Source organism: Psychromicrobium silvestre (assembly GCF_013408295.1).
GTDB lineage: Bacteria > Actinomycetota > Actinomycetes > Actinomycetales > Micrococcaceae > Renibacterium > Renibacterium silvestre.
This window is the reverse complement of sequence record NZ_JACBYQ010000001.1, coordinates 158885-176186: the sequence shown is the minus strand read 5'-3', so window position 1 is coordinate 176186 and position 17302 is coordinate 158885. Positions and strand designations below refer to the sequence as shown.

Annotated in this window: 13 protein-coding genes; 7 read left to right on the top strand and 6 right to left on the bottom strand. The window is 60.5% G+C overall.

Annotated features, from left to right (window positions below):
• Window positions 1-56 precede the first annotated feature (56 nt).
• Window positions 57-623 (top strand): hypothetical protein, encoded by a 567-nt coding sequence (locus FHU41_RS00860; protein ID WP_179387785.1) that lies wholly within the window; start codon window positions 57-59, stop codon window positions 621-623.
• A complete protein-coding gene (locus FHU41_RS00855) occupies window positions 620-1720 on the top strand; it encodes a polyprenyl synthetase family protein (protein ID WP_343046210.1) in 1101 nt (366 codons plus the stop codon). Before FHU41_RS00860 ends, FHU41_RS00855 begins: the two co-directional genes overlap by 4 nt.
• Before the next feature lie 2 nt (window positions 1721-1722).
• Here FHU41_RS00855 and FHU41_RS00850 read toward each other — a convergent pair whose 3' ends face one another.
• Window positions 1723-2085 (bottom strand): Rv2175c family DNA-binding protein, encoded by a 363-nt coding sequence (locus FHU41_RS00850; protein ID WP_218846982.1) that lies wholly within the window; start codon window positions 2083-2085, stop codon window positions 1723-1725.
• Window positions 2086-2326: 241 nt separating this feature from the next.
• Between FHU41_RS00850 and FHU41_RS00845 the strand changes: the two genes are divergently transcribed.
• Window positions 2327-3697 (top strand): lytic transglycosylase domain-containing protein, encoded by a 1371-nt coding sequence (locus FHU41_RS00845; protein ID WP_246279394.1) that lies wholly within the window; start codon window positions 2327-2329, stop codon window positions 3695-3697.
• Window positions 3698-3798: 101 nt separating this feature from the next.
• Window positions 3799-5880 (top strand): Stk1 family PASTA domain-containing Ser/Thr kinase, encoded by a 2082-nt coding sequence (gene pknB / locus FHU41_RS00840; RefSeq protein ID WP_179387784.1) that lies wholly within the window; start codon window positions 3799-3801, stop codon window positions 5878-5880.
• A gap of 117 nt (window positions 5881-5997) precedes the next feature.
• Here the strand turns inward: pknB and FHU41_RS00835 are convergent, their stop codons facing one another.
• From FHU41_RS00835 to FHU41_RS00825, 3 genes are all read right to left on the bottom strand, one after another.
• On the bottom strand, window positions 5998-6951 hold the full coding sequence (locus tag FHU41_RS00835) for a hypothetical protein (RefSeq protein WP_179387783.1): 954 nt from the start codon (window positions 6949-6951) through the stop codon (window positions 5998-6000).
• 248 nt (window positions 6952-7199) lie between these two features.
• Complete coding sequence (locus FHU41_RS00830; RefSeq protein WP_179389049.1) at window positions 7200-8600, bottom strand: class II 3-deoxy-7-phosphoheptulonate synthase; 1401 nt, start codon at window positions 8598-8600, stop codon at window positions 7200-7202.
• Window positions 8601-8687: 87 nt separating this feature from the next.
• A complete protein-coding gene (locus FHU41_RS00825) occupies window positions 8688-9548 on the bottom strand; it encodes a 1-acyl-sn-glycerol-3-phosphate acyltransferase (protein WP_179387782.1) in 861 nt (286 codons plus the stop codon).
• A 132-nt stretch (window positions 9549-9680) separates the two neighbouring features.
• On the opposite strand from FHU41_RS00825, the gene FHU41_RS00820 reads away from it, so the two are divergent.
• On the top strand, window positions 9681-10421 hold the full coding sequence (locus FHU41_RS00820) for an alpha/beta hydrolase (RefSeq protein ID WP_179387781.1): 741 nt from the start codon (window positions 9681-9683) through the stop codon (window positions 10419-10421).
• Entirely contained in the window at window positions 10414-10902 is a 489-nt protein-coding gene (locus FHU41_RS00815) for a hypothetical protein (RefSeq protein WP_343046209.1), read from the top strand. The genes FHU41_RS00820 and FHU41_RS00815 overlap by 8 nt, the downstream gene beginning before the upstream one ends.
• Here FHU41_RS00815 and FHU41_RS00810 read toward each other — a convergent pair.
• Window positions 10899-11906 (bottom strand): ROK family glucokinase, encoded by a 1008-nt coding sequence (locus FHU41_RS00810; protein ID WP_179387779.1) that lies wholly within the window; start codon window positions 11904-11906, stop codon window positions 10899-10901. The two genes, FHU41_RS00815 and FHU41_RS00810, sit on opposite strands and share 4 nt — an antisense overlap.
• Before the next feature lie 79 nt (window positions 11907-11985).
• Between FHU41_RS00810 and FHU41_RS00805 the strand changes: the two genes are divergently transcribed.
• A complete protein-coding gene (locus FHU41_RS00805; protein WP_179387778.1) occupies window positions 11986-13800 on the top strand; it encodes an AMP-binding protein in 1815 nt (604 codons plus the stop codon).
• A 53-nt stretch (window positions 13801-13853) separates the two neighbouring features.
• Here FHU41_RS00805 and FHU41_RS00800 read toward each other — a convergent pair whose 3' ends face one another.
• The gene (locus FHU41_RS00800; RefSeq protein ID WP_179387777.1) at window positions 13854-17270 is read right to left on the bottom strand and encodes a pyruvate carboxylase; all 3417 of its coding nucleotides are present in this window, start codon (window positions 17268-17270) and stop codon (window positions 13854-13856) included.
• Window positions 17271-17302 lie beyond the last annotated feature (32 nt).

The window sequence follows — 17302 nt, the reverse complement described above, 5'->3', positions numbered from 1 at the left end:
CCGGCTGGCATTCTTGCCTTCCTCGGCACCGGCGGCTCCTCGCTTAGAATGGAGAGGTGATTCGAGCCTCGATACCGCCTAAGTCCACCCTGGCTGCTGCCGGGATCCTGCTGTCTCTATTGGCCGTTGCCGGCTGTAGCAGCCCTGCCCCACAAGCTAGCGAAAGCTCGACCGCTTCGAGCACCGCCGCCTCCACTCAAAGCGCAAGCAGTAGTTCCAGCGCTAGCAACAGCAGCACCGGAACGGCGACCGCAAGCGGCACCCCGTCGTCCAAAACCCAGTCCACGGTGGGCGCGCTAGTCGCCGATTTTCCTAAGACTTTACTCCCGCTCCTGCCCGGTGCCAGCATCAAACTGAGCGCCGTGGATAAGAGCAACTCCCCGGCCACCGTTTCACTGGTTGGCACCACCAAGAGTACGTCCAAGGCCATCGTCGATTTCTATACCAAGAGCTTCAAAGCCCAGGGATTCACGCTACTCGCGGGCGGAGATATCGGATCCGTGGTGAGCAAAGACTTCGTCCGTAAGGACGGCAAAGAGAGCATTAATCTCTCGATCAGCTCGGACGCGGGAACTAATACCTTTACCTTAGGAGCAAGTGTAGAGACGGCCTCGCTCAAGTGAGTCACGGCGATCCTGCGGAACTGCTGAACCAGACTCAGGGCGATTTTGTACATGCGGTTGCCGATGAGTTGCGGGGTTTTCTGGCGCTCAAGCGTGAAGAACTCACCGCCATCTCCGCGGATGCCACGGCACTTATCGACACCATTGCAGACCTGGCCAGCGGTGGAAAGCGAATGCGGGCACTGCTGTGCTACTGGGGATGGCGAGGTGCCGGAGGCGATCCGGCTAATACGACGGCGATTGTCGCCACTGGTGCCTCCCTTGAGTTATTTCAAGCGGCTGCGTTAATTCACGACGATATTATCGACCGTTCCGATATCCGCCGAGGCGCCCCCAGCGTGCATCGCCAATTCAGCCAATTGCATCAACGACAGCGCTGGGCCTTGGACCCAGAGCGCTTTGGTCACGCCGCCGCCATCCTGGCCGGAGACCTGTGCTTATCGTTTAGCGAGGAGGTCTTTGCCAGCGTGGCCGGAGAGGGCAGCGGCACCGCGCGAACAGTTTTCAACACCATGCGGGCGGAGGTGATGGCCGGGCAATACCTGGACATTCTGGAAGAAGTTGCTGGCCCCTCACGCGGGCCTGCACTTGCCGTGGAGCGGGCTCAGGCCATCATCCGCTACAAGGCCGCGAAATACTCCACCGAACACCCGCTGGTACTTGGCGGGGCGTTGGCTGGCGGCTCTGCCGAGTTACTGAGTGGTTATTCGGACTTCGCTTTGCCTCTCGGTGAGGCGTTCCAGTTGCGAGACGATATGCTCGGGGTTTTCGGCGATCCGCAGACCACCGGCAAACCCGCCGGTGATGATCTGCGCGAAGGCAAAAGAACCGTACTGATCGGCTATACCCTGCAACTGGCTGGCGCAGAAGACGCAGAGTTTGTGGACCAGGGGCTGGGCATTCCTGATTTGCCGGAAGCCGATATCACCCGGATTCGGGCAATCATGGTCGAATGCGGAGCGGTTGCCGCTACCGAAAAGTTAATCGAGGAATATAGCTCACGGGCCTTCGCAGCCCTTGACACTTTAACGGTGGACGATTTCACCGGCTTCGCGCTGCGCACCATGGCTCAAGCCGCCGTGCAACGCAACGCCTAGGACTACCAGGCTAAGGCTTGTGCCCGGCGTCGGATCTCGGTCTTTCGTCCGGACCGCAAAGCATCGATCGGACGCCCGGGAAGAGACTCATCTTCGGTGAAAAGCCAGCTAAGCGCATCTTCGTCACTGAACCCGGCGTCGGCAAGCACCACCAGAGTGCCCTTGAGGCTGTCCAGCACATCGTTTTCGGTGAAGAACTCCGCGGGTACCGAACGGATCTTTCGTTCCCCTATCCGCAGAGCCAAAAGCGAGCGATCACCGATGAGGGCATGTACCCGGGTAACCGAGATGTCTAGCAGTTCGGCCACATCAGGCAACGGCAACCAGTTCCCGACGAGTGCTTCGAGTTTATTGGCCGACCGCAGGGCATCGCCTGCGGCGTCTTCTATCGGATTGTTTTCAGCAGTGCTCACAACATAAGCCTGCCATATTTTCGGCCATTCCACTCCGTTTTGCCTTGCATATCACAGTTGACGACACGCCGCATCTTCAATGCCGATCACCAACATTCTCTTGTGGTATGCGAAATTTGGTGTAAATTCACATAGGTCACATTAGAAACATAGATAACTCTGGCAACATCAGCCACAAACGTGAGGACAGGTCATGACACCCGCGCGGCAGCTCAAATCCGAAACGACTAAACGTAAGCAAATGGTCATGGTGGGCACTGCTGCCCTGCCGGTCATTGCACTCTCTTCGCTCGCGCTGGCTCAGCCCGCAATGGCAGCCCCTGCACCGACTGGGCTCCCCCAAAGTCTCGGTTCCACTGGAACCCTCAGCACCGCTGTTACCGCCCAGTCCTCAACCAACCGGATTCCGGCTGCCTCGGTGGCCAGCCAGGTGCCAACTCTCAAGCCCGCTTCGAATGTTCCCGGTAGCTATGTCGTTCGCCCCGGCGATACCATCAGCGCCATCGCCGCCAAGTATCGACTAAATATGAACACCGTGCTGAAGCTGAATGGCTTCGGCACCATGACCTTGATCTATCCGGGGCAACGCATCAAGCTCACTGGCTCGGCGGCACCTCGCCCGGCCACCAGCAAGCCCGCGGCCAGCAAACCGGCAGCGGCGCCGGTTCAAGCCACGGCGGGCAGCTACCGAATCAAGGCTGGAGACACCCTCAGCGGCATCGCAGCGCGATACCGAATCAGCCTGCAAAGCCTGCTACAAGCCAACCGACTCAGCCTGAGCAGCATCATCTACACAGGTAGAACCCTGAAGATTCCCGGCACGGCAGCCTCGCAGCCAGCCGCTAGCAAGCCCACGGCCAGCAAACCAGCCGCCGTGCCAGTTCAAGCCACGGCCGGCAGCTACCGAATCAAGGCCGGAGACACCCTCAGCGGCATCGCAGCGCGATACCGAATCAGTCTGCAAAGCCTGCTACAAGCCAACCGACTCAGCCTGAGCAGCATCATCTATGCGGGAAAGACGCTGAAGATCCCCGGCAGCACGGTCGCCAGCGGAAGCACCAATGCCACTCCCCAACAACTGGTGCCCAGCACCTTCCTGAATTACACCTATCCGGAGGCCGTGGTCGCCCAAGCCAATAAGAACAAGGCCGCGTTAATGGCCGCACCGGTACCCAGCCCAAGCCAGATGAAGGCCCTGATCGCCAGCACCGCGAAGCAGATGGGAGTGGATCCCTCGCTTGCCCTGGCCTTTGCCTGGCAAGAATCCGGGTTTAATGCCCAAGCCGTCTCTCCCGCGAACGCCATCGGTGCCATGCAGGTGATCCCCTCCTCCGGCGAATGGGCCTCTCAGTTGGTGGGACGGCACCTAAACCTGCTCAACCCGCGAGATAACGTGGTGGCCGGAATCGCGATCATCAGGGCACTGGTTGCCACCTCACCCTCGGTCAAACTTGCGGTCGCTGGCTATTACCAGGGCCAGTATTCGGTGTCCAAGCACGGCATGTTCAATGACACCAAGCAGTACGTCGCCTCGGTACTAGCCTTACAGGCACGATTCCGGTAATTAGTTTCGGTTAACTAGTCCCGGCTGAATATCTTCGGCTTTGAGCAGTGAATTGAGTGTTGAATCCAGGCTCTTTTCGCATCACCGCCTAGTATCAAAGGGTGCAGGAGAAGGTTCAAGAGCCGTTGGTAGGGTCGATTGTCGACCAACGGTACAGAGTGCTGAGCAAGGTGGCACGTGGCGGAATGGCCACTGTCTACCTTGCCACTGACCTGCGCTTGGATCGTCCAGTAGCCCTGAAGGTGCTACACCCTCATCTGAGCATGGATGAGTCCTTCTTAGATCGGCTGGGAGCCGAGGCTAAGGCGGCTGCCAAGCTTTCCCACCCACACGTCGTCGGAGTGCTGGACCAAGGCGAGGAACAACGGGACGGCCATCAGTTGGCTTATCTGGTGATGGAGTACCTTCCCGGTCACACCCTGCGCGATGTGCTGCTCCAACACCACGTGCTCACACCTCGACTGACCTTGGCCTATCTGGATGCCGTGGTCGAAGGGCTGGCCGCCGCGCATCGAGCTGGTCTGGTGCACCGCGATGTCAAACCGGAAAACGTTCTGATCGCCGACGACGGCAGGATCAAGATCGGCGACTTTGGCTTGGCTCGGGCAGTAACCACTTCAACCAACACCGGAACCCTGATTGGCACGGTAGCTTACCTCTCCCCCGAATTGGTGATGGGGCGGACCGCAGATGCGCGCAGCGATATCTATGCAGTGGGCATCATGCTTTACGAATTACTCACCGGCGAACAGCCTTTCCGAGGCGAAGTGCCTATTCAGGTGGCTTATCAGCATGTGAATTCCACCGTGCCCGCGCCTTCCTCGGTGTTACCGGGCCTAGCTCCGGATCTGGATGAGCTGGTCCGTTGGTGCACCGAAGCCGATCCGGAGGATCGCCCGCATGACGCCGATGCGCTGCTGGGCGAACTAAGGCATATCCGCGCCACGCTGAGCGATGAGCAGCTCGATTACTCTCCGCTACAGCGCCAGGCACCCATACCGCCGTCGTACGCCCCTACCTCCCAGGTGCAAGCTACCCAGGCCTTCCCGCCTGAGGTCAGGCCCACCCAATTGATCTCCGCTGCGGCACATCCAACGGAACTACTCAATCGGGCTCCTCAACCAACCACGGTGATGAACCGGCAGCCGCTGAGCACAGCAACCGGAGAGTTGGAGGAGCTTGCTCCGCTCAGTCCGCGAGCCGAGCGGAAAGCCGAGAAAAAGGCAAATAAGGCGGCTCAACGCGAGGCGGTCCGGAATGCCTCCACTCCGCTAACCACCTTGCGGCGAGGACACCCTCGTCGACGGGGGCTGATTTGGTTGATCCTGATCCTTATCCTGGCGCTTCTTGGTGCGGGTGCAGGCTGGTTCTTCGGGCTAGGTCCGGGAGCCTTGGCGACGGTTCCGGATTTGCGCAACAAAACCGTCGCGGAAGCTCAGCTCGAATTGCAGCGACTGGGCTTCAACTCCACTATGCATCAGGTCAATGATGAGGCGATAGCAGTTGACCATGTGATCCGCACCGACCCTCCGGCTTACGTGGAACAACGCAAGTTTCAGGCTGTGGTTCTTCAGGTCTCGCTTGGCCCGCAGCTCTACGAGGTGCCAAATCTGGTGGGCAGTAAACTTGACGCGGCCAAGACAACCCTAAGCCAGAACCATCTAGCCCTCGGTAAGGTAAGCCAGCAATACGACGAGAAGGTGCCCGCTGGGCAAATCCTGAGCCAGAATCCAGCAGCGGGCAGCCAGAAACGCAGTAACACACCGATCGATCTGCTGGTCTCCCAGGGCCCCAAGCCTATCTCGGTTCCCGCGGTGGTTGGCCAGACCCAGGACGCCGCCAGCAAAGCTCTGAGCGATCTAGGCTTGAAGGTCGTGGTGGCTCCGGATCAGGTTTTCGACGCCGATATACCGGCAGGTTCAGTTGTCTCTCAGGACCCGAGTTCGGGAACATTGACCAGGGGCGATACCGTGAATTTGGTGGTCTCCAAGGGCCCGAAGATGGTTCAAGTGCCCAGCTTTGTAGGCAAGCAGCTCGATGAGGCTATCGACGAGCTCAAAAAGCTCAACCTCAAGTACAACGTCACCGAGATTCTGGGTGGTTTCTTCGGCACCGTCCGAGCGCAGGATCCGATTAACACGTCGGTTCCGGAGGGCACGGTCATCGAGCTCACCGTCGTCTAGGATTTCGCTCCGTGGCAGTGGTGCTCCCCCCACCACCACCCACCCACTTCTCGCGATAGCCCGATAGCTTCGGGATAGCCCACCGTCGGGCCAATGAGCTATCCCGAGGTCAGCGACCTATCGCGAACGCCGATTCTGTGAGGACCCGACGGGTCTGAGGCCGGCCTGCAGCAAATGAGCTCGGAGCTTCTCCGATGAAATTGCCGTCTCCCAGGTCCAACGAGTCACCTTCAAGCCCAGTGCGCGCAGCCGATCTTCCCGCTCTTTCTCCGCTATTACCACTTCTGCGGGATCTCGTCCGCGGAGATATTCGTCTTTTCGATACTTCATCCGCCCGTCGAACTCGCCTACTAAGCCGAACTCCTCCCAGTAGAAATCGGTAAATCCGATCAATCCATGACCATCCAGAAAACATCGCTGCAGACTCGGCGCAGGCAAACCAGCCAAGTTAATATTGGCGCGACTGATCGATTCGCCCACCGACATGGATTGAGCGGATGCCAGTTCGAGCACCATTGAGGGCTTGCGTGGTCCGGGACGAGTTGGCATTCTAAGAATCGCCACTCGGACTTCCTCCACCTTTGCGCCGTCCCCCAGCAAACGATCCATCGCGGCAATCGCCCAGGGAAAAGATTGCGAAATGGTGAGTTCCACTGCGGTTTGGATCTTACCGGTCACACTTAGCCCCTCGATCAGATCACCGCCGTCCTCCAGACAGGGAAAGAGCCTCCGCCGGACCAAACCATGACTCCGCTGGCCACTCCCCGGTGGAATATTCACTTGCACCGTTTCCGGGAGCACTCCAATGGGCAATCGCCACAATAAAGCGGCGGACTCTCGGCTAAACAGCGGCGCACACTCCCTCGCAGCCGAGGCCACCGCCTTCATGGCGAGCAAATGCCGGTCACCCTGATCCAGATTTTGCCATTGCCCCGTCTCAACATAACGGGCTTTGTGCAGCCGCACTAAAGTTCCTCGACGGGACTTCCGGAGCAATTGGCGCGAATGATCCTGATGTCCATAACGAACGTCTCTGGGTGCAATGACCGAACAGGCTGGTGTGAATTCCATCGTCCCAGTGTGCTGCTGTCTCCGCGTTGAAAACAGCTCTGAAAGAGCCAATGTGGATAACCGGGTCGGCCTTCTGGAGCAACCTCATCCGGTGGACGCGCTGCCCTCCGCTCCACACCACCACCGTATGACGTGCCTCGGGATACCTTAACGACTTCGGGATAGCCCACTGTCGCTACAGTGGGCTATCCCGAAGCTATTGGCCTATCGCGAGCGGCGTTCGACGCGCGGCGAAGAACGTCCGTTATTTAACGCGAAGCCTGGGACAACGCTCCGGACACCAAGAACGCCATCTCTAGCGACTGCATGTGATTCAAACGAGGATCACATACGGACTCGTACCGGGTCAGGAAAGCCTCTTCATCGACCGGATCCGCACCGCCCAAGCACTCCGCCACATCGTCGCCGGTCATCTCTACGTGCATACCGCCCGGGAAGGTTCCCAGACCTTGATGCACCTCGAAGAAGCCACGAACTTCATCGATAACATCATCGAAGCGACGAGTCTTGTAGCCATTGGGAGAGGTCACGGTGTTGCCGTGCATCGGATCGGTCACCCAGAGTACCTGAGCTCCCGAATCGGTAACCTTCTGCACCAGAGCGGGGAGCTTCTGGCGAATATTCTCCGCGCCCATCCGGGTGATGAAGGTCAACCGACCGGGCTCCCGGTTCGGGTCGAGCTTGTCAATCAGCCGCAAGGCATCGTCGCCGGTGGTGGTCGGCCCCAGCTTCACGCCAATCGGATTGCGCACCCTGGACAGGAAATCTACGTGCGCCGAATCCAATTGACGGGTTCGTTCTCCGATCCAGAGGAAGTGACCGCTGGTGGCGTAAGGGTTGCCGGTGCGGGAATCGATCCGAGTCAAGGCTCGCTCATAGTCCAGCAGCAAGGCCTCATGGCTCGCAAAGAATTCGGTCCGCTTGAGCGCTTCGAAATCGGAGCCACAGGCTTCCATGAACCGGATGGCTCGGTCGATTTCAGCGGCAAGCGATTCGTAGCGAGCGTGCGCCGGGTTTTGGGTGAAACCCTTGTTCCAGTGATGCACCAGGCGCAGATCGGCGAAGCCACCCTGAGTGAAAGCGCGGATCAGATTCAAAGTGGATGCCGAGGTGTGGTACGCCTTGACCAGGCGGGATGCGTCGTGTCCACGGGACTCCGGGGTGAAGTCGTAACCGTTGACCATATCGCCGCGGTAAGCCGGAAGCGTGACACCGTCACGAGTCTCATCGTTGGAGGAGCGCGGCTTGGCGAATTGCCCCGCCATTCGGCCCATCTTGATCACCGGAAGCGAAGCGCCGTAGGTCAGCACCACAGCCATCTGCAAAATGGTACGCACCCGGGCGCTGATTCGATCAGCGGTGGCGGCGTCGAAGGTCTCGGCACAGTCGCCGCCCTGCAGCAGGAAGGCTTTTCCTTGTGCTGCCTGGGCAAGGCGCTCGCGCAGCACGTCCACTTCACCGGCAAAAACCAGTGGCGGCAAGGCAGAGAGTTCCTTTACGGATGCTTGATAGACGCCCTCATCCTGCCAGCTCGGCTGCTGCGAGATCGGCAGCGAGCGCCAGGCGTCCAGACCTGGGTAGTTCGCTGCACCGGCCTGGCCGAGCCGGGCCGCAGAGTCGGGGAAAGTGGTTGGCTGGGTTTGCGTCAGATCTTGCACAGAATAAGCCTAGTTGCTCAGCGCCCGCAATGAGACCTCGGGGCCGTAATCTACGCTCCAGGCAGATAATATGACGGCTCAGTCAGCGGCTTCTCCGCTACCGGCTTGCGGGCTCTCTGGCTCTACTTGGGTCGAAGGTTCGGCTAAAGGTTCAGCCGAAGGTTCAGCGGGAGATTCGGACGACGGCGTCGCCTCGGCTTTCGCTTCAGCCTTCGCCTGAGCCTTCTCAGACTTCGCAGCGCTCTGCGCCTCAAGCTTGCGGGAAGCCTGCCGTTCCTTGACGGTGCTGGCATAAGCATCGACATATTCCTGGCCGGAGAGCCGCATTAACTCGTACATGATCTCGTCCGTGACACTGCGCTGCACAAAGCGGTCTTCTTCCATGCCCTGATAACGGCTGAAGTCCATCGGTTCGCCGAAGATCATCCCGATCCTGCGAATATTGGGGATCCTGCGACCAATCGGCTGCACCTTATCGGTGCCGATCATCGCCACCGGAATCACCGGCACACCGGAACTGAGTACGAGCTTCGCCACCCCTACCTTTCCGCGGTATAGCTTGGCGTCCGGGCTCCGGGTGCCCTCTGGGTAAATCCCTAGTAGCCCACCCTTGGCCAGCACATCCGCGCCCGTGCTCAAGGAGTTGGCGGAGGCGGCGCCTCCCGAGCGATCCATTGGCAATTGATTTGTCAGCCGGAAGAACAAGGCGGTTAGCCGCCCCTTTAGACCGGCTCCCGTAAAGTATTCGGATTTGGCCAGGAAAACCACCGGCCTCGGGACCATCAGCGGCATAAAAATGGAATCGGAGAAGGACAGGTGGTTACTCGCCAGAATGGCCGGGCCGGTCTCCGGCACATTGTCTAGCCCTTTGACCCAGGGCCGGAAGAGCAGCTTGAGCAGAGGACCGAGAAAGATCTTCTTCATTACCCAATAAAACACGTCTCGCCTCTTCTAGAACTGCTCCGCTGGCCTCCTCGATCGGGGCCAAGCACTCTGCAACCCTACTCTAGTGAGATAATCTGCTGAAGGGGATACCCCCTGGACCAAAACAGCACCTTAGAGGCGAGCACCATGCACGAACCTTTGATTAGCGCCGGTCGCGGCGAGTTGTCCCGGATGGGCGTGGTCGTCACGCACGGCTTCACCGGATCGCCGGAGAGCATGCGGCCCTGGGCGGAAGATTTGGCGGCCCAAGGTTTTGCGGTCAATATGCCGCTCTTGCCCGGTCATGGCACTAGCTGGCAGGAGCTCAGCCAGACCCCTTGGCAACAGTGGTACACCGGCGTCGAGGCTGCTTATCTGGAACTTGCCAGCCGTTGTGAACTGGTCTTTGCCGCTGGTCTGTCGATGGGCGGGGCACTCTCACTTCGACTGGCCGAACACCATCAGCTCGCCGGCTTGGCACTGGTCAATCCGGGTCTCACGGCTGCCGATCCACGCGCACGCTTCGCCGGGCTGCTGAAACATTTCGTTAAGAGCGTGCCAGCGATTGGCAATGACATCGTCAAGCCGGGGGTGGAGGAACACGCCTACCCGCGTACTCCGGTGGCTTCGGTTCACCAGCTCAATCAGTTGTTCCGGGATACCACGGCCGGATTAGCCAAAGTGAACGCACCGACCATAGTTTTCCGGTCAACCGTGGACCATGTGGTGCCGGATTCTTCGCTGCGTGCCATTCAGAAGGGGATAAGCAGCAAGGATCTGCGCATCGTGAAACTAGCCAATAGCTACCATGTGGCCACTCTTGATCATGATGCCCCGGAAATCTTTGCCCAGTCCAGCGCCTTCTTCAAGGAGATTGCCGGTGTCTAGTAATCCCGAGCAACCGGAAAACCCGAAAGAGGACGAGGTCTGGCGAGATCTGGTAGCCCGCTTGCAGGAAGATTCCGATCAGACTTTACTCGGCAGTCAGGACTCTGAATCTCCCCGGGGCTCGACACCGCGGCAGAGGCCGGGATTCGAACAATTCGACCCGCTCAATGTGCGCCGGATCGACTCTCAGCCCACCAATCCTGAGTTCTCGGGCCCCCGCGATTACAGCCCCTCGGAGGATGATGAGGACTTCGTCCCCGCGGAACCAGCCTCGCTCTCCACCGTCGAGCCAGCCATTGCGCTGGCCTGGGTAGGCGCAGCGGGCGCCCCAATTGCCCTGCTTTGCGCGGCGATCTTCTGGCGCAACGCGCCCTTGCTTGCCATTATCGCTTTGATTCTGGTGTTCATCCTCGCGGTGGGCTACTTGATCTATCGGCTACCTGGTCAACGCGAAAACGACGACGACGGCGCGCGGCTCTAGCTCTGTCGTGCCCCGTTGGTCAGTGGTGACCGGGAGAGATCGGCGGCCCCAATCAGCCCGGCAGCAGGCCCAAGCTGGGCCAGCTTTATGCTCGCCGCTGGGCGGAATCCACGCCCGGTGAGATTTCGGCTGAAAGCTCGCCTGGTCGGTTCCAGCAATAAGTCCCCCGCCTCGCAGAGTCCGCCGCCCACCACGAACATCCCGGGGTCCAGCGCGGCCGCCAGATTGGCCAGGCCCAGTCCGAGCCAGGAGCCGACGTCCTCGATCAATTCAATGGATGCCGCGTCCCCTGCCCTGGCCAGCTCGGTGACTACTGCTCCGGTAATAGCGTCTACCTCGCCATCGACGGCGCGCAGAATCTCCTGAGCCACCGGGGAGTTCGCCCGGGCTAGCTCACGTGCTTCCCGGCCCAGGGCGTTGCCTGAAGCGTATTGCTCCCAGCAGCCTCGGTTGCCGCATTCGCAGCGGTGGCCGCCGGGCATAATCACCTGGTGGCCAAATTCTCCGGCGACTCCAAAGCGTCCGCGTTCCACCCTGCCGTCCATCACCATGGCGCCGCCGATGCCGGTGCCCAGGGTGACGCAGACCAGCCTGCTCTCCCCCCGCGCACTGCCGAACTTCCACTCCGCCCAGGCGGCAGCATCGGCGTCGTTAGTCAACATCACCGGGCGTTCGAGCAGCCGCTCCAGGTTTTCTCGTAACGGTTCATTCCGCCAAGCCAAGTGCGGGCTGAACAGCACCGTGCCGCCACTCAGATCCATCCAGCCGGCAGCCCCGATACCGACCGAGCTGATCGGGTGAACACTGCCCAACTCACGGACCAGATCGACGATGGTGGCTTCTACTGCCCGGGCGTCACTGCTGTGAGTACGTCGGCGCTGTTCGGCAAGCACCACCCCCTGTTCGTCCACCACTCCGGCGGCCACCTTAGTGCCTCCGATATCGATGCCGATGGCCAAGCCTCGGGAGGAAGTCGAGGCCGAAAGGGGGCTTTGCACAGTCACAGCATTATTCTAAGAGGTAGTTGGGAAACCGGGTTTTGCACAGTAAAGTTACTGATCAGTAGATATCGAGGGAGCTATCGTGCAAGAAATTTCAGTACCAGCCGTCGTCAACATTCCGGAGCAGAGCAACTGCACTGACTTGTTGGAAAGAAGGGCGAAGGATCCCGCCAATCTGGCGCTGTTCGCGGTACGGGATGGAAATGATGGCTGGCGAGATATCCATGCCGCGGAATTCCGTGATGACGTTATTGCGCTGGCCAAGGGTCTGATTGCTTCCGGCATCGAGCCCGGGGACCGGATCGGCATTATGTCCCGCACCCGCTACGAGTGGACCCTGGTTGATTTCGCCATCTGGTATGCCGGGGCAATCTCGGTGCCGGTCTACGAAACCTCCTCTACTAGCCAGGTTGCCTGGAACCTGGCCGATTCCGGTGCGGTGGCAATCTTCGGCGAGAGCGAAGCCCATCTGGCCACCGCCCGCACAGCTGTCGAATCCGAAGACCTCCAGACCATGAAGCAATTCTGGAAAATGGCCGACGCCGGGCTGGATGTGCTCCGTGAAGCCGGACGCGAGGTGCCCGCTGAAGAGGTTGAACGACGTCGTTCGGCAGCCGGCCTGCGCGATCTCGCTACCATTATCTACACCTCCGGTACCACTGGACGCCCCAAGGGCACCGAACTGACTCACGGCAACTTCGTTGAGCTATCGGAGAATGCCCTGGGGGTGCTTGCCGGAGCCGTCGCCAGCGAAGGCGCCCAGACCATTATGTTCTTGCCCTTGGCACACGTTTTTGGCCGCTTTATCTCGATTCTCAATGTCGCCGCCGGTTCCCGGACCGGGCACACTCCCGATATCAAGAATCTGCTCGCCGATTTCCAGAGCTTCAAACCGACCTATATCCTCGCGGTGCCGAGGGTTTTTGAGAAGGTTTATAACTCCGCGGTGCTGAAAGCCGAGTCGGAGGGACGCGGGAAGATCTTCGGCAAGGCCGCCGAAACCGCCATCGAGTATTCGCGGGCCCGGCAGGAAGGCAAGATCCCCTTCTTACTCAAGCTCAAACACGGGATCTTCGACAAGCTGGTCTATACAAAACTGCGTACCGCCATGGGTGGGCAGCTGGAATATGCTGTGTCCGGCGGCGGACCGCTGGGCAAGCGATTGGGGCATTTCTTCTACGGCGTCGGCATTACCGTGCTGGAAGGTTATGGACTCACCGAGACCACCGCCCCGGTGACCGTAAATCAGCCGGGGCAAATCAAAATCGGCACCGTGGGTAGGCCGCTGCCCGGTAATGCCGTGAGAATTGCCGAGGACGGCGAAATCCTAGCCAAGGGCGTCAGCGTGATGCGCGGCTACTTCCGTCGCGATGACCTCAGTTCCGAAGCCTTTGTGGACGGCTGGTTCCATACCGGAGATATCGGTGAACTAGACGAGGAGGGCTTCCTCAGCATCACCGGCCGCAAGAAGGAAATCATTGTCACAGCCGGAGGGAAGAACGTCGCCCCGGCTCAGTTGGAAGACCAGATCCGGGCGGATGCGCTGGTTTCTCAGTGTGTTGTACTGGGTGAGGGTAAGCCATTTATCGCGGCGCTCATCACCTTAGATGAAGAAGCCTTGCCTCAGTGGGCGGCCCATCACGGTCTCTCCGCCGAAATTGACGTTGCCGCTGCCGCGCAGGAGCCGGTGGTGCTGGCGGCGATCCAGAAAGTTGTCGATCATGCCAACGAATCGGTGTCGCACGCCGAGGCGATTAAGTCCTTCCGGATCGTGCCGACCGACTTCTCCGAAGCTTCCGGGCACCTGACCCCCTCGCTGAAGATCAAGCGCGCCCAGGTGCTTAAGGATTTCGACGCGGTGATCGAGGATATCTACTCCGCACCGAAGCCCGTCTGAGCCAAGCTGAGTCGGCCTGAGCCAGGTTTACCCTGACCCAGGCCGTCCAAGTCTTACTGCTCCACCACCAGGAGTAGGTCACCACCGTTGACATGTTCCACCTGAGCGATGGCGGCACGGCCAATCTTGCCGCCCACCGGCGTGGTGATAGAGGCTTCCATCTTCATCGCCTCGATGGTGGCTACCGTGTCACCCGCAGAAACGGCATCGCCAACACTAGCCACCAGGGTGACCGCGCCGGCGAAGGGGGCGGCGATCTGGCCGGGTTGATTCGGGTCGGCCTTCTCGGCTGTCTTGACCTTCGACTCGATGCTCTTATCCCGCACGCTGACCGGCCGGGATTGGCCGTTGAGCGTACACATCACCAGTCGCATGCCCTTTTCGTCCGGATCTGAGATAGCTTCCAGGGAAGCGATCAGTCGGACACCCTTGCCCAGGGCGATGACATGCTCCTGGCCGCGCTGTAAGCCGAAGAGGTAATCCCGGGTGTCCAGCACCGAAACGTCTCCGAAGCTCTCCCTGACCGTCAGGAAGTCCTTGGTAGGCCCGGCAAAGAGCAATCGGTTGAGCGCCGCACGACGGCTCGTCGAGTCGGCTGCCAGCGCCCTTTGATCCTCTTCGGTCAGTTCAACATCCCGGAATTTCAGCACCCGGCCCTGTAGAGCTTTGGTGCGGAACGGCTCCGGCCAGCCTCCGGGCGGGTCGCCCAGCTCTCCGGAGAGGAAGCCAATGACCGAATCCGGAATGTCATAGTTCTGTGGGTTCTGCTCAAAGTCCCGCGGGTCTGCCCCTAAGCCAACCAGATGCAGAGCCAAATCGCCCACCACCTTGGAGGACGGAGTGACCTTGACCAGATGGCCCAGAATCCGATCCGCAGCGGTGTACATGTCCTCGATCGCCTCGAAGCGCTCCCCCAGTCCTAGCGCGATGGCTTGCTGGCGGAGGTTGGATAGCTGCCCGCCGGGAATCTCGTGCTGGTAGACCCGCCCGGTGGGCCCCGGCAGACCGGATTCGAAGGGCGCATAAACCCTTCGGACGGCTTCCCAGTAGGGTTCCAAGGCGCTCACATCCGCCAGCGAGATCCCGGTGTCTCGCGGGGTGTGGGCCAGCGCCGCTACCAAGGCCGACGCCGAAGGCTGGCTGGTGGTGCCAGCCAGCGCTGCCGAGGCAACATCCACGGCGTCCACTCCCGCATCCACAGCCGCTAGCAGGGTTGCTAGCTGCCCACCTGCCGTGTCGTGGGTGTGCAGGTGCACCGGAAGGTCGAAGCGCTCACGTAGCGCGGAGACGAGCTTCGCGGCGGCGGCGGGGCGCAGCAGCCCAGCCATGTCCTTGATCGCCAGGATATGAGCCCCGGCTGCCACGATCCGATCGGCAAGCTCCAGGTAGTAATCGAGGGTGTAGAGCTTTTCCTCGGGATCTAGCATGTCAGAGGTGTAGCACAGCGCCACTTCGGCCACTGCGGTACCGGTGGCTCGTACCGCCTTGATGGCCGGAGCCATCTGGTTGACGTCGTTGAGCGCGTCGAAGATACGGAAAATATCGATGCCGCTGGCCGCTGCCTCCTGCACGAAGGCTTCGGTGACTTCCTCAGGGTAGGGCGTGTAGCCGACTGTATTGCGACCACGCAAGAGCATCTGTAGGCAGATATTGGGCAATGCGCGACGCAGCGCGGAAAGCCGTTCCCAGGGATCCTCGCCGAGGAATCGCAGCGCCACATCGTAGGTAGCGCCGCCCCAAGCCTCCACGGAGAGCAATTGCGGAGTCAGCGCCGATACCGCCGGACCAGCGGCAACCAGATCCCGGGTACGCACCCGGGTGGCCAACAAGGACTGGTGGGCGTCTCGGAAGGTGGTATCGGTGACCGCTACGGCCTGTTGGGCACGTAGCTCGGCGGCGAAGCCCTCGGGGCCCAGCTCCGCAAGCCGCTGCCGGGAGCCGGATGCCGCCTCCCCGCCGGGCAAGCCGGTCAGGCCGGTCAAGGAGGGCAGTTTCAAGGCCGGATCGGAATGCACCTTGAGCTCGCCATGTGGCTTGTTCACGGTGACGTCAGCCAGCCAGCTCAGTAGCTTGGTGCCACGATCCGCCGAAGCGTGGGTCTTGAGTAGCTCGGGACGCTCCTCAATAAAGGAGGTTGCTACGTTACCGGCGATGAAATCCGGATCGTCCAGCACCGACTGCAGGAAAGGAATGTTGGTGGAGACTCCGCGGATCCGGAACTCGGCCAGCGCTCGGCGGGCACGGGCCACCGCAGCGGGGTAATCCCGTCCGCGGCAGGTGAGCTTGACCAGCATTGAGTCGAAGTGCGGGGAAATCTCGGCACCGGAGTACACCGTACCGCCGTCCAAGCGCACCCCAGCGCCGCCAGCAGAGCGGTAGCCGGTGATCTTGCCGACGTCGGGCCGGAAGCCGTTCGCTGGGTCCTCGGTGGTGATCCGGCACTGCAGGGCGGCACCCTTGATGAACACCGTCTCCTGGCTCAGCCCCAGGTCCGCCAGAGTGGCACCGGCTGCGATCCGGAGCTGTGCCTGCACCAGATCCACATCGGTGATTTCCTCGGTCACCGTATGTTCCACCTGGATTCGCGGATTCATTTCGATGAAGACGTGCTGCCCGGCTCGCTCCCCCGCCGTGTCGACAAGGAATTCCACGGTCCCGGCATTGACGTAGCCCAGGGCCTTGGCGAAAGCCACGGCATCCCGGTAGAGCGCCTGCCGGATCGAATCGTCCAATTGCGGGGCCGGTGCGATCTCAATCACCTTTTGATGCCTGCGCTGCAAGGAACAGTCGCGCTCGAAAAGATGCATCACATTGCCCTGCGCATCGGCCAGAATCTGCACCTCGATGTGCCGTGGCCGCAATACCGCCTGCTCCAAGAACATGGTGGGGTCGCCGAAGGCGGCATCTGCCTCCCGCATCGCCGCACGAAGTGCCTCCGGCAGTTCCTCCCGGCTTTCCACCCTTCGCATCCCGCGACCGCCACCGCCTGCTACCGCTTTGGCGAAAATCGGGAAGCCGATCTCATCCGCCGCGGCGATCAGTTCGTCCAAATCCTTGGAGGGTTCGGAGGAGTTGAGCACCGGGACTCCGGCGGCGCGCGCTGCTTTGAGTGCCGAAACCTTATTACCGGCTAACTCCAGGACTTCCGCGGGCGGGCCGACAAAGGTAATGCCAGCTTCTTTTGCGGCCCTGGCCAGATCCGGGTTCTCGCTGAGGAAGCCGTAACCCGGATAGATGGCGTCCGCCCCGGATTCCTTGGCCACTCGAACGATCTCCGCGACATCCAGATAAGCCCGGACCGGGTGACCCTCCTCACCGATCAAATATGCTTCGTCTGCCTTCTGGCGGTGGATTGAGTTCCGGTCTTCCTGTGGGAAAACGGCCACGGTTTTAGCGCCCAGCTCATAACTCGCCCGAAAGGCTCGAATGGCGATTTCGCCTCGATTGGCAACCAAGATCTTGGAAAACATGTCTTTCCCCTTAGCAAGCTGTCGGCATCTGC